The sequence below is a fragment of the Variovorax sp. VaC1 genome, from assembly GCF_043658315.1.
Classification (GTDB): domain Bacteria; phylum Pseudomonadota; class Gammaproteobacteria; order Burkholderiales; family Burkholderiaceae_C; genus Variovorax.
Genome location: NZ_JBIGLT010000007.1, coordinates 198,188 through 218,907 on the forward strand (window position 1 = coordinate 198,188; position 20,720 = coordinate 218,907).

The 20,720-nt window shown below is 68.1% G+C and carries 13 protein-coding genes; 10 read left to right on the forward strand and 3 right to left on the reverse strand.

Translation table 11 applies throughout. The annotated features are described in order from the left end of the window. Positions 1–62: 62 nt before the first annotated feature. Positions 63–608, forward strand: a complete 546-nt coding sequence (locus tag ACGLHS_RS26480) for a MarR family winged helix-turn-helix transcriptional regulator (protein WP_394484640.1) — start codon at positions 63–65, stop codon at positions 606–608. 91 nt (positions 609–699) lie between these two features. Here the strand turns inward: ACGLHS_RS26480 and ACGLHS_RS26485 are convergent, their stop codons facing one another. Next, a complete protein-coding gene (locus ACGLHS_RS26485; protein WP_394484642.1) occupies positions 700–2,151 on the reverse strand; it encodes a PLP-dependent aminotransferase family protein in 1,452 nt (483 codons plus the stop codon). 14 nt (positions 2,152–2,165) lie between these two features. Here ACGLHS_RS26485 and ACGLHS_RS26490 point away from each other — a divergent pair, with 14 nt between their 5' ends. The 7 genes from ACGLHS_RS26490 to ACGLHS_RS26520 all read left to right on the forward strand — a co-directional run bounded on the left by ACGLHS_RS26490 (position 2,166) and on the right by ACGLHS_RS26520 (position 16,663). Beyond that, the gene (locus ACGLHS_RS26490; RefSeq protein WP_394484644.1) at positions 2,166–3,509 is read left to right on the forward strand and encodes a pyridoxal phosphate-dependent aminotransferase; all 1,344 of its coding nucleotides are present in this window, start codon (positions 2,166–2,168) and stop codon (positions 3,507–3,509) included. Continuing rightward, entirely contained in the window at positions 3,506–4,381 is an 876-nt protein-coding gene (locus ACGLHS_RS26495; protein WP_394484646.1) for a PhzF family phenazine biosynthesis protein, read from the forward strand. Before ACGLHS_RS26490 ends, ACGLHS_RS26495 begins: the two co-directional genes overlap by 4 nt. 420 nt (positions 4,382–4,801) lie before the next feature. Continuing rightward, positions 4,802–6,361 carry a TolC family protein gene (locus ACGLHS_RS26500; protein WP_394484648.1) on the forward strand — a complete coding sequence of 520 codons (1,560 nt, stop codon included), beginning with the start codon at positions 4,802–4,804 and terminating at the stop codon, positions 6,359–6,361. Beyond that, a complete protein-coding gene (locus ACGLHS_RS26505; protein ID WP_394484650.1) occupies positions 6,358–7,143 on the forward strand; it encodes an efflux RND transporter periplasmic adaptor subunit in 786 nt (261 codons plus the stop codon). Before ACGLHS_RS26500 ends, ACGLHS_RS26505 begins: the two co-directional genes overlap by 4 nt. A 53-nt stretch (positions 7,144–7,196) precedes the next feature. After that, entirely contained in the window at positions 7,197–13,157 is a 5,961-nt protein-coding gene (locus tag ACGLHS_RS26510; protein ID WP_394484652.1) for an Ig-like domain-containing protein, read from the forward strand. Next, a complete protein-coding gene (locus ACGLHS_RS26515) occupies positions 13,154–14,554 on the forward strand; it encodes an efflux RND transporter periplasmic adaptor subunit (protein ID WP_394484654.1) in 1,401 nt (466 codons plus the stop codon). The genes ACGLHS_RS26510 and ACGLHS_RS26515 overlap by 4 nt, the downstream gene beginning before the upstream one ends. Positions 14,555–14,560: 6 nt before the next feature. Continuing rightward, entirely contained in the window at positions 14,561–16,663 is a 2,103-nt protein-coding gene (locus ACGLHS_RS26520; protein WP_394484657.1) for an HlyD family efflux transporter periplasmic adaptor subunit, read from the forward strand. 108 nt (positions 16,664–16,771) lie between these two features. On the opposite strand, the gene ACGLHS_RS26525 is transcribed toward ACGLHS_RS26520, so the two are convergent. Beyond that, entirely contained in the window at positions 16,772–17,956 is a 1,185-nt protein-coding gene (locus ACGLHS_RS26525; RefSeq protein ID WP_394484659.1) for an MFS transporter, read from the reverse strand. Positions 17,957–18,092: 136 nt separating this feature from the next. On the opposite strand from ACGLHS_RS26525, the gene ACGLHS_RS26530 reads away from it, so the two are divergent. Then, positions 18,093–18,539, forward strand: a complete 447-nt coding sequence (locus ACGLHS_RS26530) for a universal stress protein (RefSeq protein WP_394484661.1) — start codon at positions 18,093–18,095, stop codon at positions 18,537–18,539. A 128-nt stretch (positions 18,540–18,667) separates the two neighbouring features. Here the strand turns inward: ACGLHS_RS26530 and ssb are convergent, their stop codons facing one another. After that, the gene (gene ssb, locus ACGLHS_RS26535; protein ID WP_081270734.1) at positions 18,668–19,225 is read right to left on the reverse strand and encodes a single-stranded DNA-binding protein; all 558 of its coding nucleotides are present in this window, start codon (positions 19,223–19,225) and stop codon (positions 18,668–18,670) included. 105 nt (positions 19,226–19,330) lie between these two features. Between ssb and ACGLHS_RS26540 the strand changes: the two genes are divergently transcribed. After that, positions 19,331–20,713: a chloride channel protein gene (locus tag ACGLHS_RS26540; protein ID WP_394484664.1), complete on the forward strand. Its 1,383-nt coding sequence runs from the start codon at positions 19,331–19,333 to the stop codon at positions 20,711–20,713. Positions 20,714–20,720 lie beyond the last annotated feature (7 nt).

The window sequence follows — 20,720 nt, forward strand, 5'->3', positions numbered from 1 at the left end:
AATCCATCACCTGTGCGCTGAGGCGAGCGGACCACACTCCCGGCCCTTCTGAATCCATCCGTATGCAATCCTTTCCCGACGCGGCAGCGTTGCGCGCGCCGCAATCCCTGGACGACCTGTTGCTGTACCGGCTGTCGCGCGCCGCGCGCGCCGGCAGCGGCATGGCGACGCGCCTCGTCGAAGGCGGCTTCGGCATCACGCGCCGCGAGTGGGGAATGATCGGCACGCTCGCGCAAGAAGGCGAGCTGACGTCGTCGACGCTCGCCGCGCACCTGCAGCTGGACCGCGTGCGCACCTCGCGCGGGCTGCGCAGCCTCGTCGACAAGAAGCTGGTCGAGCGGCGCCAGGATGCGCAAGACGGGCGCGAGGTGCACGTGCGCCTGAGCCCTTCGGGCCAACAGCTCTTCGCCAGGCTGTTCCCGCGGATCGCAGCGCTCAACACCGACCTGCTGGCGGGCATCGATCCTTCGGAGCTCGACATCTTTTTGCGTTGCCTGCGGCACCTGGAGCAGCGCGGCGGCGAGTTGATCGCGCAAGGCGCCGTCGTGGAAAAAGCCGACCGGCGTTCCGGAGGCACGCGGCATCGGTGGCCGCAGCGCGAAGGCTGAACGACGGGGGCACGAGGCCTGATTCCGCAGGGCCCACGACGGTCGACCATCGTGGTTGCGGCGGCGTGCTGCGAGGGCACGCACCGCGACATCAGCCCGATGCCAATTGCGCGCGCGCCATTCGACCCAGCCGGCGCACGCCGGCTTCGATGCGATCGTTCCATGCATGTCCGGCACTCAGGCGCAGGCAGTTGCGATAGCGGCGGCTTGCCGAAAACACATCCCCCGGCGCGAAGCAGATGCCATGCTCGAGCGCTTCCTCGAACAACGCGCGCGAGTCGAAGTGCTTGGGAAGCTCCAGCCAGAGCATGAAGCCGCCGGTGGGGCGGCTCACTTTCGTTTCAGCGGGAAAGCTGGCCTCGATGGCCCGGACCATGCGCGCGAGGTTCTCTTCGAGGACGCGCCGGACCCGCCGCAGATGCACGTCGTAGGTGTTGCCTTCGAGAAACTCCGCGATCGCGAGCTGAGGCAGGACCGGGCTGCTCAGGCTGAAGGCCAGTTTGCGCTCCATCACGCGCTGCGTGTGGGCACCCGGTGCGATCCAGCCGATCCGGTAACCGGGCGCGAGGCTCTTCGAGAAAGAGCTGCAGTAGATGACCGTGTTCTTGCCATGGTCCAGCGCGATGAAGGGCTGGGGGCGCTCGCGGCCGAAGTGGATGTCGCCATACACATCGTCTTCGATCAGCGGCATGGCGTGCTGCGCAAGGAGCGCCAGGAGCGCGCGCTTGTCGCTCTCGGTCATCACGGACCCCAGGGGATTGCTGAAGCTGGACGAGAGCACGCAAGCCGCAACCGGCTCCTTGTCGAGCACGCGCGCCAGCGCGGCGACATCCACGCCGCGAACCGGATCGGTCGCCAGTTCGAGTGCCTTCAGCCCCAGGACTTCGAGCGTGTGCAAGAGACCGAAGTAGGTCGGGGACTCGACGGCGATCGTGTCGCCGGGCCTGGCCACCGCGCCCAGCGCAAGCGTCAGGGCTTCGGTGCAACCGCTGGTGATGAGGATGTCGTCGGGCGACAAGGCATGGCCCGTTCGCATCGACCGCCTGGCGATCTCGCGGCGCAAGGCCGCCTCGCCGCGTGGCGGGCTGTAGACGTTGTGACGGGCACCGTGCTGGCGCGCCAGGCGTGCCAGCATGAGGTCGAGCCGCTTCGACTGCAGCAAGCCCACGTCGGGCACCGCGCACCCCAGCGGAACCAGCGACGTGTTCGACGCATGCTCCAGCAACGCGGCAACGGCACCGCTGATCGACACGGTCGATGCACGCGTGCGAGGGCGCGAGGTGGAAGGCAGTGCCAGCGCCGCATGGCGGGCACCCGAGACGTAGAAGCCCGACTGCGGCCGGGCCACGAGAACACCGCGATCTTCCAGCAGCCGGTAGGCCTGCAGCGCCGTCGCGATGCTGATGCGATGTTGCTCGCTGACGGTGCGCACCGACGGAACACGCATGCCCGCGGACAGCGCCCCTTTGTCGATCATGCCGACGATGAGGTCGGCCAATTGCTCGTATCGATAGGGGGCATGCGCTTCCAACATGGCGCCCATTTTCAGCCCTGCGGATGCGGCGCGGCAAGCCAACTGTGCTGGTCGAAAAATCGAAAAACTGTGGCTGTTGCACTTCGACCTTGCTGGCTACGATGCCCCGGCTGAACTACCCACTGAAGGTTCGAGGCGAAATGATGAAAGCTGCACCAGAGAGTCTTGCCGAGAGAGAAAAAAGCGACGCCGTTCGCGACGCGGCGTCCCCGCCATGGCGCGGACGGTTTCCCTACAACGAGATCATTTCGCTGCTCGATGTGAACCGCCCGTTCAATCTGGCGGAAAGCACTTCGCAAGACCTGACCCTCGGCGAGTTGCTGGACTTTCCGGGCCTGGAGAACATCCGCGACCTGAAGCTGGGCTACGGCACGTCCGCCGGTTCGCTGGCCCTGCGGCGCGAGATTGCGCAGGCGTGTAAGGTTCCGGCGGAACACGTCCTCACGACCCAAGGCACGGCGCTCGGCCTCTTCCTTCTGGCCTTCGAGGTCTGCCGCGCGGGCGACGAAGCCGTGCTGGCGACGCCCTGCTTTCCGCCGAGCCGCGACAGCCTGCTGGGCGCCGGCGTGACGGTGCGCGAGGTCAGGCTCTCGTTCGAGAGCGGCTACCGGCTCGATCTCGCGCAGATCGAAGCGTGCCTGGCCTCGAAGACCAAGCTCGTGAGCGTCGCCTCGCCGCAGAACCCCAGCGGTGTGCGGACATCGCGCGCCGATGTCGAGAAGCTCCTTGAACTGATGAAGAGGCTCTCGCCCGGCGCGCTGCTCTTCATCGACGAGACCTATCGCGAGGCCTGCTACGGCGACGACAAGATGGCCGAGAGCTTTGCGAGCCTTGATCCGCGCATCGTCACGGGTGCCTCTGTCTCGAAGGCACTGGGCGCACCGGGGCTTCGAACCGGCTGGCTCACGGTGGCCGACGCAGGCCTTCGGGCGAGGCTCACGGTGGCGAAGATGAATACCGTGATCTCCGGCTCGGTGCTCGACGAAACGCTGGCCGCGGCCCTGTTGCGCAACAGGGAGCGGGTGCTCGAACCCCGGCGACGCCTGCTCGCGAGTGCCCTGCGCACGCTGTCGGATTGGTGCGAGGCCGAACGCGGCCGCATCGAATGGATCAGGCCCGATGGCGGCGCATTGAGCTGCCTGCGGCTGCGCGCCGATGTGTTCGACGAAGCGGCCGTCTCGCGTTTCTGGGCACTGCTGCCGGACCACAACCTGCAGCTCGCGTCAGGGCGGTGGTTCGGCGAGGCCGATCGGGTGTTCCGCCTCGGCTTCGGGTACCTGCCCCCTGCAAGGCTGGCACCCGCACTGGCCGCGCTGTCGGCCAGCCTGGACTCTGCGTTGAACGTGAAATTCGAAAGGAAAAAATGAAACGCTCCTACAAAGTAGTCGATGTCTTCACCTCCCGTCCTTTCATGGGCAACCCCGTCGCGGTGATCCTCGACGCCGAAGGCCTCGACACCCATCAGATGCAAGTCATCGCCGGATGGACCAACCTCTCCGAAACGACCTTCGTGCTGCCCCCGACGTCGCGGGATGCGGACTACCGGTTGCGGATATTCACGCCCCGCAACGAGCTGCCGTTCGCGGGCCACCCCACGCTGGGCAGCGCCCACGCCATCCTCGAAGCCGGACGCGCGACACCCCGCGACGACGGCCGGCTGGTGCAGGAATGCGGCATGGGCCTGGTCGCGTTGACCGTCTCCGGCATGGGCGCGGAGCGTCGCCTGAGCTTCGAGCTGCCACCGGCGCGAATCGGCACCTTGCAGGACGCGGACCTGAACGATCTCGAGGCCATCGTCGGATGCAAGCTGAAGGCGAAGGTCGCGCCCGCCACCGTGAACGTCGGCCCTGTCTGGGTCATTGCGCAGCTCGAAGATGCCGACACGGTGATCGGCCTGCGTCCGGATCTCGCGAAACTGGCGGAACTGGAGCGTCGGCTGCGCGTGACCGGGCTCACGGTGTTCGGCGCGCACCCGTCCGGAGATGCGGCGATCGAAGTGCGCACCTTCGCGCCCTCTTCCGGCGTGAATGAAGACCCCGTCTGCGGAAGCGGCAATGGCAGCGTGGCTGCGTTCCTGTGGGCGCGCGGCCTGTTGCCTTCCGGCGGCAAGGATTACGTCGCCACGCAGGGGCGCTGCGTGGGCCGCGATGGCCGCATTGCAGTGAATGTCGATTCAACGGGCCGCGTTCTCATCGGTGGCGCCTGCGTCACCTGCATCGACGGCGCCATGCGAGGTTAGGTCCGGAGATACAGGCTTTCGCCAGGCGGCCGGCAATCCCGGCCCGTCAGCGCACCTCGATGCCACGTTCGAGGTGCGCAGCGCATCTCCGAAATCAGGTATTTCGGCTTGCGCGCGACACAGATTTTTCTATCGGCGCGGCTTTGCCGTTCGGCATCGGCACGAAATTCGCCCATTCGACGAGATGCCACTTGTGTATTTTTGATTAATAAAATTACACTTGGAAACAAAGACTTGCTTGATCGCGTTTTGCACCGAGCAGCGCGTCTTTCACTGTCTCGAATCGCCTCCTCCAAACGGTTTTGCCGGCCCTGTCGAGTCCATCGGCACGGGCCACCGCCGATGCTCTCGTCGGCCACGGCGATCTCCGTGGGCGGCTGCGTGTCGAGGCGCGATCAGAGAGAACACAAAGCCCCGTCCATGCACAACAACCCACAACATCCACCTTTTCACTTTCGTTCCGCTGCGGCAAAGGCCGCGGCGATCGGCGTCACCGCGATGCTGGGGCTCACCGGCTGCGCCTCGTTCAACGTGGAAACCTCCCAGCTTTCGGCGCCGGAAATCCGCGCGACGCTGGAGCAGGACAAAGCCACGCTGCAGCGCGACGTCGAGCCGTTGGCCGGCCCGCTGACGCTGGACGGTGCCATCGCCCGTGCCATCAAGTACAACGCCGACCGCCGCTACCGCGCCATGGAAGAAGCCGTTGCCGTGGGCACCTTCGAGGTCGGCAAGTTCGACATGCTGCCCAAGCTGATCGCCTCGGCCGGCTACCGCGAGCGAAACAACGACCTGATCACCAACAGCGTCGATTCGGTCACCGGCCTGCCGTCGCTGGCCCATCCGTACATTTCCTCGAGCCGCCAGGCCGCCACGGGCGAAATCGGCCTTTCGTGGAGCCTGCTCGACTTCGGCCAGAGTTACTACGCCGCGCGCCAGAACGCCGACCGCGTGCTGATCGCCGGCGAGCGCCGCCGCAAGGCTCTGCACAACCTGATCCTGGACGTGCGCACCGCCTACTGGCGCGTGGCCGCCGCGCAGAAGCTGATGCCCCTGCTGCGCACGACCATCGCCGACTCGGAGCAGGCGCTCAAGGACGCACGCAAGGCCGAAGACGACCGCATCCGCTCGCCGCTGGAGCCGCTGCGCTACCAGCGCCAGCTGCTGGAGAACCTGCGCCTGCTGGAGACCATCGAGCAGGAGCTGTCGACCGCGCGCGTCGAACTGGCGACCCTGACCGCCCTGCCGCTGACCACGCCCTACACCGTGGTCGAGCCCTCCAGTGAAGTGAACACCGCCTGGCTGCAACAGCCCCTGGACAAGCTGGAAGAGGTAGCGCTGATGCGCAACCCCGACCTGCGCGAAGGCATGTACAACGCCCGCATCGCGCAACAGGAAACGCGGCGCGCGCTGCTCAAGCTGTTTCCGGGGCTGTCGTTCAACTACGGCTTCCGGCACAGCAACGACGACTTCCTGATCCACCAGAACTGGAACGAGGCGGGCGCGCAGATTTCGTTCAACCTGCTGGGCCTGCTGTCGGCGCCCGCGCAGATGCGCCTGGCCGACACCGGCGTCGCATTGGCAGACCAGCGCCGCATGGCCATGCAGATGGCCGTGCTCACGCAGTTGCACATTGCGCGCCTGCAATACGCCAACACGGCCCGCCAGTACGAGCGCTCCGACACGATTGCCCAGGTCGACAGCCGCATCGCCCAGCACGTCGCCAACCAGGCCGATGCACAGAAGCTGTCGGTGCTGGACCGGATCTCGCAGCAAAGCGCGTCGGTGCTGTCGCAGCTGCGTCGCTATCAGGCGCTGTCGAATGCGCAGGCGGCGGCATCGCGCCTGCAAGCCACGCTGGGCATGGAGCCGTCGATTGACGCCTCGTCCGGCATGCCGCTGGCGGCCCTGACCAGCGCGGTCGGTCAATCCCTGCAAGCCTGGAACAAGGGCGAGCTGCCCTCCGCCGAGGACGTCCGGTGAGGTTGCCCGTGCTCCGGGTGCGCCTGTACAGCGCGCTGGCGTGCGCATTGGCAATGCTGGCCTCGGGCGTGTGGGCTGCTGCACCGCAAGCGCAGCCGACGCCCGGCTCGGTGTTGGAAACACGCGAGGTGCGGGCCCAGTTGGCGCCGCGCCGCTACACGACGCTGGCCGCCGAGATCGGCGCCAAGATCAACCGGCTGCCGCTGTCGGAAGGCGCCGCCTTCAAGCAGGGGCAGATGCTGGTGCAGTTCGACTGCCTGCTGCAGCAGGCCCAGCTGGCCAAGGCCGAGGCCGCGCTGGCGGCGGCCAACACCGCCTGGCGCGGCAACCAGAAACTGTCCGACCTGAATTCGGTGGGCAAGGTCGAGCTCGACGTGTCGAAGGCTGAAACGCTGAAGGCGCAGGCCGAGGTCTCGGCCAATCGCGCACTGATCGGCAAATGCCAGATTGCCGCCCCGTTCTCCGGGCGCATCGCCGAGCAGAAGGCGCGCGAGCAGCAGTACGTGCAGCCGGGCCAGCCCTTGCTGGAAATCATCGACGACAGCCAGCTGGAGTTGGAGTTCATCGTTCCGTCGCGCTGGCTCGCTTGGGTGCGCGCTGGCACGGCGTTCGAAGTCAATATCGACGAAACCGGCAAGACCTACCCGGCCAAGGTGCAGCGCATCGCGGCCCGCGTCGATCCGGTGAGCCAGTCGGTCAAGTTGAGCGCCGTCATCGACGGCCGCTTCAGCGAACTGGCCGCCGGCATGAGCGGCAAGGTCCTGATGGCGCCGCCGCGCTGATCCTCTTTTCACCCGTCCAGCGCAACAGCCGCGCCTCTTCAGGGAAGCCCGCCATGAACCCCACGATTTTTCCCCTGCGCCTGTCCGCCAGCACCCTCGGCGGCCGCCGTGCGTTGCGCGCGACATCGCAACTGCTCGCACTGGAACAGCGCTTCATGTTCGACGGCGCCGTGGCCGACGCGGCCCATGCCGCGCAAGCCGCCCACGACAGCGCGCCGCCACCCGTACCGCCGGCGGTGGAAGTGCGCACCGCCGAACCGGCGAAGGACCAGGGCAAGAAAGAGGTAGTGCTGGTCGACACCTCGCTGGCCAACTACAAGAGCCTGGAAGCGGGCGTGCGCGACGGCGTCGGTATCGTCGAGTTCGACGGCAGCCGCGACGGGCTGGCGCAGATCGCGCAATGGGCCGCCAACCAGCGTGGGCTGGATGCCATCCACATCCTGTCGCACGGCTCGCAGGGCGTGGTCAACCTGGGCACCACGCAGTTGACCGAGTCCTCGCTGTCGTCGGCCGCCACGCAGGCCGAGCTGGCCGAACTCGGGCGCGCGCTGACAACCGACGGCGACCTGCTGCTCTACGGCTGCGACGTGGCGGCGGGCAGCAATGGCGCGAAGCTGCTGGATGGCATCGCCAAGGCCACCGGCGCCGATGTGGCCGCTTCGACCGACCTGACGGGAGCCGCGCGGCTGGGCGGCAACTGGACGCTGGAAGCGCACGACGGCACCATCGATGTGCGCGAACTGGCGCTGACACAGTACGACGGCGTGTTGACGGTGGTGCCCTTCGTCTACGGCAGCGACGGTAACGATGTCACGCCAGTGACCGTCATCAACAAAAACGTGTCGGGCCAGACCATCCGGTTCACCGGTCCGGAGATGTACATCTACAACTACGGCATGCCGGACGATGGCCTCTACCCGTATGCGTCCGCCGGTAGCAATGGCATCAGCCTTACCGTCTCGGTCGCGGCGGGCTACAGCTTCGACATCAGCTCCTTTGGCGCCCAGGCCAATACCGGCACGCTCACCTTCAACATCACTTGGGCTGATGGCACCATGAGCAGCTTCACCCAAGCCGGCATCAACAGCAACAACACCATATCCACGGTGTCCGGGTTCAACACCGCGCTCAATGACATGCGCAGCGTCACCATCACCTCGGCCGACTACGCGACATTCCAGAACTTCAACATCACCGACGTCAAACTGCTTCCGCCTGCGGCCAAGGTGATCGGTGCCAGCCTGTCGAGCGACACCGGCACCAGCAACACCGACTTCATCACCAACACCGCGACGCAGACCATCACCGGCACGCTGTCGACCAACCTCGGCATCGGCGAAAAGGTGCAGGTGTCCTATGACAACGGCGGCACCTGGAGCGATGCCACCAACTACCTGGCCGGCACCAGCACGTGGAGCACGGCCACCACGCTGGTCGGCAGCAACACCTTCCTTGCGCGCGTCACCAACGCCGACGCCTTCAGCACCGCCTACTCGCACACCTATGCGTTGGACACGACGGCGCCCACCACCAGCTTCGGCGGCATCGCACTGTCGGCCGACACCGGCATCAGCAGCTCCGACTTCATCACCAAGAGCGCGTCGCAGACCATCACCGCCACGCTCAGCAGCGCACTGGCCGCTGGCGACACCGTCCAGGGCTCGACCGATGGTGGCAACACCTGGATCGACATCACCAACAAGGTGAGCGGCACCACGCTGAGCTGGAGCGGCGCCACGCTCGTTGCAGGCAGCAACGCCATCATGTTCAAGGTCACCGATGCCGCCGGCAACGACAGCGCGCTGAGCTTCCAGATCTACACGCTCGACACCACCGCGCCGACCACGGCCGTGGCCACGGTTGCGTTCTCCAACGACAGCGGCAGCTCGTCCACCGACTTCATCACCAACACGGCGGCGCAAACCATCAGCGGCACCTTGTCAGCCAACCTGGCCAACGGCGAGAGGGTCTATGTGTCGCTCAACAACGGCACCACCTGGACCGCCGCCACGGCCACCGTCGGCCAGAACACCTGGTCCCTTGCCGGCGCCACGCTCACCGCCAGCAGCACGCTCCAGGTCAAGGTCAGCGACAAGGCGGGCAATGACGGCACCGTGCGGTCGCAGGCCTATGTCTACGACACCACGGCGCCGACCATCGGCTTCAGCAACCTGGCGTTGTCGGCCGACACGGGCGCCAGCAACAGCGACTTCATTACCAAGACCGCGGCGCAGACCATCACCGCCACGCTCAGCAGCGCACCGGCCGCCGGCGACATCGTCTACGGATCGCTGGACAACGGCGCCACCTGGACCGACATCACCAGCAAGGTGAGCGGCACCACGCTGACCTGGAACGGCGTCACGCTGGCAGGCAGCGACACGCTGAAACTGCGCGTGACCGATGCCGCCGGCAACGACGGCACGATCGCGTCCCAGGCCTATGTGCTCGACACCAGTGCCCCAGCCACGCCCGGCATGCCTGATCTGGTCACGTCCAGCGACACCGGCGCGCTCAACAACGACAACGTCACCCGCGACACCACGCCGACGCTGAGCGGCACGGCCGAGAACGGCAGCACGGTCACGCTGTACGACGGCGCCACGCTGCTCGGCACGGTCGTCGCCGGCGCCGGCGGCTGGACCTACACCACAGGCGTCCTGACCCAGGGCGACCACACCATCACCGCCGTGTCCACAGACACCGCCGGCAATGTCTCTGCCGCCTCCGCCGGGCTGACGATCACCATCGACACCGCCGCTCCCACCGTGGCCTCGGTCACGGTGCCGGCCAACGGCACCTACTACAGCGGCGGCGCGCTGGACTTCACGGTCAACTTCAGCGAGGCCGTCATCGTCGACACCTTTGGCGGCACGCCGCGCATTGCCCTCGTGGTCGGTGCCACCACCCGCTACGCCGACTATGTGTCCGGCTCGGGCACCAACACGCTGCTGTTCCGCTACACCGTGCCGCACGGTGACGTGGACGCCAACGGCATCACCGTCGGCGCGCTGTCGCTCAATGGCGCCCTGGTGCAGGACCCCGCCGGCAACGACATCGTGACCACCCTCAACGGCGTCGGCAGCACGGCCGCCATCAACGTCGACGGCACGAGCCCCACCGTCACCAGCGTCAGCGCCTCCACCGCCAACGGCGCCTACGGCAGCGGCGCGACCATCACCATCACGGTCGACTTCTCCGGTGCGGTCAACGTGGACACCACCGGCGGCACGCCGACGCTGGCGCTCGACGGCGGCGGCAGCGCCACCTACACCGGCGGCTCGGGCACCCACACGCTGACCTTCAGCTACACCGTCGGTGCCGGCCAGAACAGCGCGGACCTCGACTACAGCTCGTCCGGCGCGCTGTCGCTCAACGGGGCCACCATCATCGACGCCGGCGGCGCCCACCAGGCCGCCATGGTCACGCTGGCCGCGCCGGGCACGGCCGGCTCGCTGGGTGCCAACAAGGACATCGTGATCGACACCGCCGCGCCGACCAACACCGTGGCCACCGCCGCCTTCTCGGCGGACACCGGCACGTCGGCCAGCGACTTCATCACCAGGACGGCGGCACAGACCATCAGCGGCACGCTGGTGTCCAACCTGGCGGCTGGCGAGCACGTCTATGTCTCGCTCGACAACGGTGCCACCTGGACGCTGGCCACCGCCTCGACCGGCTCCAATGCCTGGTCGCTGGCGGGCCAGACGCTGGCCGGCAGCGGCACGCTCAAGGTGCGCGTCAGCGACGACGCCGGCAACAACGGTTCCGCCTATTCGCAAGCCTATGTGCTCGACACCACGGCGCCGACCATCAGCTTCGGCAACCTGGCGTTGTCGGCCGATACGGGCGCCAGCAACAGCGACTTCATCACCAACACCGCGGCGCAGACCATCACCGCCACGCTCAGCAGCGCACCGGCCGCCGGCGACATCGTCTACGGATCGCTGGACAACGGCGCCACCTGGACCGACATCACCAGCAAAGTGAGCGGCACCACGCTGACCTGGAACGGCGTCACGCTGGCAGGCAGCGACACGCTGAAACTGCGCGTGACCGATGCCGCCGGCAACGACGGCGCCAGCACGTCCCAGGCCTATGTGCTCGACACCACGGCGCCGGCCACCAACGTGGCCAGCGTCGCCTTCTCGAACGACACCGGCGCCTCCAGCACCGACTTCATTACCAGGACCGCGTCGCAGACCGTCAGCGGCACCTTGTCGGCCAACCTGGCGGCCGGCGAGAGCGTGCTGGTCTCGCTCGACAACGGCGCCACCTGGACCGCTGCCAGCATCCCCGTCGGCAGCAACGGGTGGTCGCTGGCCGGCCAGACGCTGACCGGCAGCAACACCCTGCTGGTCAAGGTCGTCGACAACGCCGGCAATGACGGCACCGTGCTGTCGCAAGCCTATGTGTACGACACGGCCGCCTCGGTGCCGGGCGTCGACCCGCTGTCGTCCATGAGCACCACGCCCGTGCTCACCGGCAGCGCCACCCTGGCGGCCGGCGAGACCCTGACGGTGACCGTGGGTGGTGCCACCTACGACGTTGTCCCCGTGGCTGGTGCCTGGCACCTGGACCTGGCCAGCGCCGTGCCGGTCAGCGGCACGCTGACCCTGGCGTTGAACCAGCGCTACGAGGTGGTGGCGACCGTGACCGACCTTGCAGGCAACGTCGCGACCGACACGACGGCCGGCGAGCTGGTGCTGGGTACCGTGCCCACCACCACGGTCACCGGCGCGGTGTTCTCCGCCGACCACGGCGCGAGCAACGCCGACTTCGTGACCAACGCCGCGGGCCAGACCATCAGCGGCAGCCTCTCCGGCGCGCTCGCGGCTGGCGAGTCGGTCGAGGTGTCTCTCGATGGCGGCAGCACCTGGCGCACCGCCGTGGCCAGCATCGGCGCCAGACAATGGTCGATCGATGCCACACTGGCCGGCAGCGGCACCCTGGCGGTGCGCGTCTCCAATGCGCTCGGCGGCGGCACGCCGTACCAGCATGCCTACGTACTCGACACGACGGCACCTGCCAGCGCGGCCGAGCGCATCGTGCGAACTGCCGACGGCGCCGTGCAGGGCAGCTTGTCGGCACCGCTCGGCGCGGACGAAACGCTGTTCGCCTCCCGCGATGGCGGGCAGAGCTGGTTCGCCGTCGCGGTAGCGGCCGACCGCACGTCATGGTCGCTCGCGGGGGCCGGCGACGGCGCCTTGCAATTGAGGGTTTCCGATCTGGCGGGCAACACCGGGCCGCTGCGCGAAGTGGCGGCCACGCCGCCGACTCCGACGCTCCCACAGCCCCCGGTGGTGACGCCCACTTTCCAGACGCCTCCGCCGCCTATGCTGCAACCGTGGCTGCCGGCGCCCGCCACGGAGATCGCACCGATCGTCGTGCCCACGTTTGCAGGAGAGGCAAGCAGCGTCGGTGGATGGCAATTGGCCGAACTGCGGCCCGATGTCGTTTTGCGCGGTGGACTCGCCGAATTGCTGGCCGTCACGCCGGGACCCGATGGAACCTTCGCGAGCCCGGGCAGCACACTGCTCGGCGCAGGTCGCGACGGCGCGTTGTTCGTCAACGCGCAGATCCGCGACTTCGCGGTGCATGCCGGCGAGCCCCTCTCGCTCCAGCTGCCCAGCGACGCCTTCACCCAGGACAACGAAAAAACGAAGCTCGAGTTGCGAGTGTCGATAGTGGATGGAAAGCCCCTGCCGGGCTGGCTCAGGTTCGATGCCCGCACCGCGCGTTTCGAGGGAACGCCGCCGATCGCCTTCGAAGGCACGCTGACCTTCAAGGTGGTGGCGCGCGATGCGCACGGCCGCGAGACGGCGCAGGTCTTCAAGATCACCGTGACCAAGGACGTGGGCGTCAAGGGTGCAAGCGCTGGATGGCAGCGCGACCTTGCAGAGCCGGCTGGCCGCGCCAGCCTGAGCGACCAGTTGCGCGCAGCACGCGGCAGCACCGCTGATCGCCTCGCGTCGCTGTCGCAGGGCGCGGCGGTGGCGAGACTGCGGACATGAACCCTGGCGCCCCCGCCAACCCCCTGCTCACGCTGATCGAACTGGCCCGGCGCGCACGCGCCGCGGCCAGCGGCAACGAACTGGCCTTCCTGGCGGTCAACGACACCCGCTTGCTGGCACCGTACCGCCAGGCCGCGCTGTGGTTCGGCGCCGGCGGCGTCCACACGCTGTCCGGCGTGGTCGCGGTGGAAGCCAATGCGCCCTATGCGCAGTGGGTCGGCACGTTGTGCCGCACGCTGGCCACGCAACACACCGCCGGCGGCGCACTGGCGGTCGATCCTGCGCAGCTGCCCCGCGACGTCGGCGTCGCGTGGAGCGAATGGCTGCCCGCCTTCGCGACCTGGGTGCCGCTGCGCGGCCTGCGCCGGCGCGATGACGCGCAGGCCAACGCAACCGCAAACACCGCAGACGCGGCAGGGCTGCTGCTGGCGGGCGACGCCCCGTTGTCGCCCGAGCAACTGGCCGTGCTCGATGAATGGATGGACACCTGGCAGCACGCCTGGCGTGCCACGCACCGGCGTTCCGCATGGTCCGTGGCCGCGCTGCCCGCACGGCTGCGCGGCTGGTGGAACGGTGGACCGCAAGGCAAGCGATGGCGCCGCCGGCTCGGCGTGGGGCTGGTGCTGCTGGCCGTGCTGTGCCTGCCGGTTCGCCTCACGGTGCTGGCACCCGGCGAGCTGGTGCCGGCCAACCCGGCCACCATCCGCGCACCGCTCGACGGCGTGATCGCGGATTTCGCGGTTCGCCCGAACCAGATGGTGGCCGCGGGTGCGCCGCTGTTCTCTTTCGACCAGGCGCCGATCGACAGCCGCCTGAGCGTGGCGCGCGAAGCGCTGGGCACCGCCGAGGCCGAATACCGGCAGGCGGCGCAGATGGTGCTCAACGACCCGCGCGCCAAGCCGCAACTGGCCACGCTGCTCGGCAAGATCGCGGAGAAGAAGGCCCAGTCGGGCTTTCTTGAAGGCCAGGCCCAACGCTCCCGCGTGCTGGCGCCGCAGGCGGGCATCGTGCTGTTCGACGATCCTTCGGAGTGGATCGGTCGCCCGGTACAGACAGGCGAACGCATCATGCAGGTGGCCTCGGCCACCGATGTCGAGATCGAAGCCTGGGTTCCCATCGGCGACGCCATTCCGCTGGCCGACAACGCACCACTGCACCTGTACCTGGCGGCATCGCCGATGTCGCCGGTGTCGGGCACGCTGCGCTACATGAGCCACCGCGCCACCGCCCGCCCCGACGGCAGCTACGCCTACCGCGTGCGCGCCAGGCTCGACGCGCCCATCGACCAGCGCATCGGCCTCAAGGGCACGGCAAAGCTGGCGGGCGAGCGGGTCCCGCTGGTCTACTGGATGCTGCGGCGCCCGCTCGCGAGCATCCGCCAGTTTCTTGCCGTGTAGAACCGCATGTCGCCGAGCCTCCCCAGCCTGCGCCAGGAGCTGGCCATCGGTGCCGGTCCGCGGCTGGCCGACGGCCAGCCCAGCTGGACGCTGCACGACCCCGTGCGCAACCTGTTCTTCCAGCTCGACTGGCCCAGCTTCGAAATGCTCAGCCGCTGGGACCTGCGCGATCCGCAGGCGGTGCTCGGCGAGATCAACCGCGACACCGCCTTGCAGCTCGACAGCGACGCACTCGAGCGCCTGGTGGCCTTCCTGCGCGAGCAGCAGTTGCTGCAGCCCGGCCAGGGGGCCGCCCCCGCCATGGCCGCGATGCGCGACAGGCAGCGCGGCAACTGGCACCAGTGGCTGCTGCACAACTACCTGTTCTTTCGCATTCCGCTGCTGCGGCCGGACCGCTGGCTGAGCTGGCTGCAACCGCGGCTGGCGTTCCTGTTCGGGCCCACGTTCCGCCGCCTGACCATCGCCGCCGGCGTGCTCGGGCTGGCCGGCGTGTACCGCGAGTGGGACCGCTTCTCCGCCACGCTGATGGACACGCTGAGCTGGAACGGCGCGGTGCTGTACGGCTGCGCCATCGTGTTCGCCAAGACCTGCCACGAGATGGGGCACGCGCTCACCGCCAAGCGCTACGGCTGCCGGGTGCCGACCATGGGCCTGGCGTTCCTGGTGATGTGGCCGGTGGCCTACACCGACACCAACGAGGTGTGGAAGCTGGCGCGCCGCGGGCAGCGGCTGGCGGTGGCCAGTGCCGGCATCGTCACCGAGCTGTGCATCGCCGTGTGGGCGACGCTGGCCTGGACCTGGCTGCCTGAGGGCGGCCCCAAGCAGGTCGCATTCCTGCTCTCGACCACCACGTGGATCACCACGCTGCTCATCAACGCCAGCCCCTTCATGCGCTTCGACGGCTACTACATGCTGTCGGACTTCCTCGGCCTGCCCAACCTGCATGGCCGTGCCTTCGCATTGGCGCGCTGGGACCTGCGCGAACGCCTGTTCGCACTGGGCGAGCCGGTGCCGGAAGCATTTCCGCGCGGCCGGCACACCGGCCTGATCCTGTTTGCCTGGGCGGTCTGGATCTACCGGCTCGTGCTGTTCCTCGGCATCGCGGCGCTGGTCTATCACTTCTTCATCAAGGCAGTCGGAATCATCCTGTTCACCGTGGAGATGGTCTGGTTCGTTGCGTTGCCCGTGTGGCGCGAGTTGCAGGCCTGGCGCGCGCGCCGCACCGCCTTGCGCCACAGCCGCCGCGCCCGCCGCAGCGCCTTGCTTGCGGCCCTGCTGGTGCTTGCCGTCTTTCTGCCCTGGCCGGACCGCGTGCATACCTCGGGCTTGCTGCAGCCGCAGACCCGGCTGGCTCTGTATGCCCCGGTCTACGCCATGGTGGAATCGCTGCCGGTCGGCAACGGACAGGTGGTGCAGCCTGGCCAACCGCTGCTGCATCTGTCCTCCGCGGAACTGGACCTGCGCGCCAGCGAGGCCGATGCGCGCCACAACCTTCTGGCCTGGCAATCGGCGGCCTCCGGCCTCGATGCGACCAGCCGCAAGGACTGGCAGGTGCTCAACGACCAACTGGCTTTTGCCAGCGCCGAGCAGGCAGCCGTGGAGACCGACCTGCAACGCTACCGACCGGTCGCGCCCAACGCCGGGGTGATGGTCGACATCGACCCCGACCTGCGTCCCGGCGAATGGCTCAAGGGCCAGGAATACCTCGGCTCGCTGGTCGCGTCCGGCAAATGGCAGGTCGTGACCTACGTGGACGAAGAAGCCGTGCGCCGCATCGCCCGTGGCGACCGGGCGCTGTTCATCGCCGGCGGCCTGGGCGGCCCCGCGCTGCAACTGACCGTGGCCAGCATCGATCGCGACGCCAGCCGCACGCTGGGCGAGCCGGAGCTGGCATCGTTGTTCGGCGGTGACGTGCTGGTGCGCGAGAAAGGCGGCACGCTGTATCCGGAACACGCCGTCTATCGCGTGGTGCTCGACGCCGATGACGCACTCGCTGCCACCAGCCCGTCGTGGCGCGGCCGCGTGGCCATCGCCGGGCAATGGGAAGTGCCGGCGATGCGCTTCCTGCGCTATGCCGCGTCGGTGGCCTGGCGCGAGGCTGGCTTCTAGAGGCGAGGTGCCAAGAGGTTGTTTCCTGACGCGTCGAGACGTGCTCCATCCGGGCGAACACCAGATGCAGGCTGTCGAGGCTTCACGCCCGGACCGGGTTGCAACTGGCTATCGGCGACGCCACGCCAGCCCTGCAAGCGCCACCACGCAAAAGGCCGCCCCTGCATAAAACGTGACGGATGCGCCGAACCGATCCCACACCAGGCCGGCCACCACGCTGGCAACCAGCATCGCAAGGCCGCTGACCAGGTTGAAGAACCCGAAGGCCGTGCCGCGCAGGTCGGCCGGTGCGGCATCGGCCACCATGGCGGCCAGCAGGCCCTGCGTCATGCCCATGTGCACGCCCCAAAGCGCGACGCCGGCCAGCACCATGCGCCAGTGACTGCTGGCAGCCAGGACCAGGTCGGCCGCGATCAGCACTGCCAGGCCGAGGGCCAGCAACCGGGTGTGGCTCATGCGGTCGGAGAGCTTGCCGAACGGGTAGGCCGACAGCGCATAGACGAGGTTCATCGCCACCATCACGAGCGGCACCAGCGCCACCGGAATGCCGACCTGCTGGGCCCGCAGCACCAGGAAGGCCTCGCTGAACCGGGCCAGCGTGAACACCGCGCCGATGAGCACCACCCACCAGTACCCGGCGCCGAGGCGCTTCAGGTTTTCGCGACGGATCGGGTTGATGCGCTTGGCGCCTTGCCGATGCGCCGGCTCGCGCAGGCCGAATGCGAGCAGCGCGACGGCCATCGCTCCGGGGACCACCGCAACCCAGAACACGGCCCTGAAATCGTTGGCCCACAGCAGCATCAAGCCGACCGCCAGCAGGGGCCCGAGAAAGGCCCCGAGGGTGTCGATCGACTGGCGCAGGCCAAAGGCCGCGCCGCGCAGATGTGCCGGTGCGATGTCGGCGACCATCGCGTCGCGCGGCGCCCCGCGGATTCCCTTGCCGACCCGGTCGAGCAGCCGCGCCGTCAGCACGATGCCCAGGCTGGGGGCGAGCGCGAACAGCGGCTTGGTCAACGCGCCCAATGCGTAGCCGAGCACGGCCAGCCCCTTGCGCCTGCCGAGATAGTCGCTGAGCGTTCCCGAGAAGACCTTGACGATCAGCGCGGTGGCCTCGGCGAGCCCTTCGATCAATCCGACCGTGAACGCGCTGGCGCTCAGCACGGAGACCATGAACAGCGGCAGCAGGCTGTGGATCATTTCCGAAGAGATGTCCATCAGCATGCTGACGAAGCCGAGCACCCAGACACCCTTGGGGATCTGTCGCAGGATCGCGCGGTCGGGTCGATTGGCCATGGGCGCCCTTTCTTGCACACGCAGAAGGTAGCGCGAAATTAGAGTTTGCAGCCGACCCTCGTTCCTTGTTCATCAGGAACCTGCGCACTAGACTGATTGGGTGGCACCCGCGGTGCCGGGGGCCAAGGAGCCTGCCATGTACAAGCGCATACTTGTTGCGACCGATGGCTCCGCGCTGTCGGAACAGGCGGTCGTTGCAGCCATCGACCTTGCCGTGCTGACCGGCGCAGAGCTGGTCAGCGTCACCGTGGCGCATCTGCAGCCTTATGGCTACTTCGAGGGCTCGATGGTGCTGGGCCAGCGGGAGATCGAAGCCAACCAGCGACAGGTGGAAATGAACGCCCAGCATCTGGTCGATGCAGTCAAGGCGAAGGCGCTTGGCAGGGGCGTGAAGAGCGCCCAGGCCATCGTCATGACATCGAACCAGGTGGCCGAGGCCCTCATCACCACTGCCAAGAACCAGCAGTGCGATCTGATCGTGATGGCGTCCCACGGGCGGCGCAGCCTCGCGCGCTTGCTGATGGGCAGCGAGACGCTGCATGTGCTGACGCACTCGCACATTCCCGTGCTGGTGCTGCGCTAGGAATGTGCTGACGTCCCGGCCCGTTCCAGCGCGGCCGTCCGCAGCGGCGGCCTGGGCTCAGGAATAAAAAAAGCCCGCTCTCGGAAGAGCGGGCCTTGATCGACAAAACCGAAAGATCGGTTTCGGCTTCAGAACGGAATGTCGTCGTCCATGTCGTCGAAGCCCGACGACGATTTGGCCGGTGCCTGGCGCGGAGCCGGTGCCGGAGCACGCGGTGCCGCTGCGGGTGCACGGGGGGCGTAGCCGCCACCACCGCCGCCGCCATTGCCGCCCTGCGAGTAGCCGCCACCGCCGCCACCTTGCGAATAACCGCCGTCGTCCTCGGGACCGCCCGATGGGCCGCCCTGGCCTTGACGGCTGCCGAGCATCTGCATCTGGTCGGCGCGGATCTCGGTGGTGTACTTTTCGATGCCGTCCTTGTCGGTCCACTTGCGCGTGCGCAGGCTTCCTTCGACATAGACCTGCGAGCCCTTGCGCAGGTACTGGCCGGCAATTTCGGCCAGGCGGCCGTTGAAGACGATGCGGTGCCATTCGGTGGCTTCGCGCATTTCGCCGCTTTGCTTGTCTTTCCAGCGATCGGTGGTGGCCACTGTGACGTTCGCGACCTGGTCGCCGCTCGGGAAGGTTCGCATTTCAGGATCGCGACCCAGATTGCCGACGACGATGACTTTGTTGACCGATGCCATATGCACTGCCCCTGATAAGTAGATGAAGGAGGAGGAAGAGAACCCTCGATTGTGCCCGATGCCGGATGGCCGCACCCCCGTCAGGTGCCAGAATGGGCCTTGCCGATGAACCGTGAACCTGACTTTTTCGAGCACCTGCGCGCCGAGCTGTCGGGCGGCCGCGTCTGGCTCGACCGCGCCATCGTGCTGGGCTACGCCATCGCGGCCGGGCTGTTCGTGGTGGGGTTCACGCTGGCCAGCGACTGGATCTTTGCGGGCTTTCACCGTTTCTACAGCGCCTGGCCCTGGGCCGTGCTGCTGACCACGCCGCTCATCACCGCCGGCATCGTCTGGTTCACGCTGCGCTTTTTCCCCGGCGCGGGCGGCTCGGGCATTCCGCAGATCAAGGCGGCGCTGCACCCGGCGCTGCCCGAGGAACGGCGTTTCATGTTCGCCTCGCTGCGGCTCACGGTCGCCAAGATCGGGCTCGGCGCGGCGGGGTTCGCGGCCGGGCTGTCGATCGGCCGCGAGGGCCCTTCGGTGCAGGTGGCGGCCGGCGTGATGCAGCACGCGCGGCGTTGGCTGTCGCCCAACACCACCATCGACGGGCGCGCACTGCTGGTGGCGGGCGGCGCGGCCGGCATCGCGGCGGCCTTCAATGCGCCGCTGGCGGGCGTGGTGTTTGCCATCGAGGAACTGTCGGGCCGGCTCGAGGCGCGCTCCAGCGGGCTGATCATCACGGCCATCGTGCTGGCGGGCCTGGTGGCGGTTTCGGCTTTTGGCAACACCAGCTACTTCGGCGTGATCCGCGTGCCCCGGCTGGGCTGGGACGCGCTCGGGCCCGGCCTGCTGGTCACGCTGCTCAGCGGCGCGGCCGGCGGGCTGTTCGCACGGCTGCTGATCGCCTCGCTGACGGGCGCGCCCGGGCGCCTGAACCGCTGGCGGGCGCGCTTTCCGGTGCGCTTCGCGGCCGCCGGCGGGCTGGCGGTGGCGGTGATCGGGCTGGTCACGGGCGGCGTCACCTTCGGCGCCGGCTCGGAGGCGGTCAAGCAGATGCTGCAGGGCCATGACCAGCTGACGCCGCTTTACACGGTGCTCAAGTTCGTCGCCACCTGGCTCACGGCGTGGTGCGGCGTGCCGGGCGGCATCTTTGCGCCCTCGCTGTCCATCGGTGCGGGCATCGGCGACGCGGTGGCGCGGCTGGCCAATGGCGACCTGGGCCCGGCGCTCATCGCGATGGGCATGGCCGGCTTCCTGGCCGCGGTGACGCAGGCGCCGCTCACGGCCTTCATCATCGTGATGGAGATGGTCGACGGCCATTCGATGGTGCTGAGCCTGATGGCGGCCGCCATGCTGGCCAGCCTGGTCTCTCGCATGATCAGCCGGCCGCTGTACGACACGCTGGCCGAGCACATGGTCGGCCGGGCCATCGGCACCACCGAACCGGTGCGTCCGCCCCCGCCCGAAGCGCCCCCTGCCGAACCGCCGGAACCCGCCCGCTCGCCATGAAATCGCG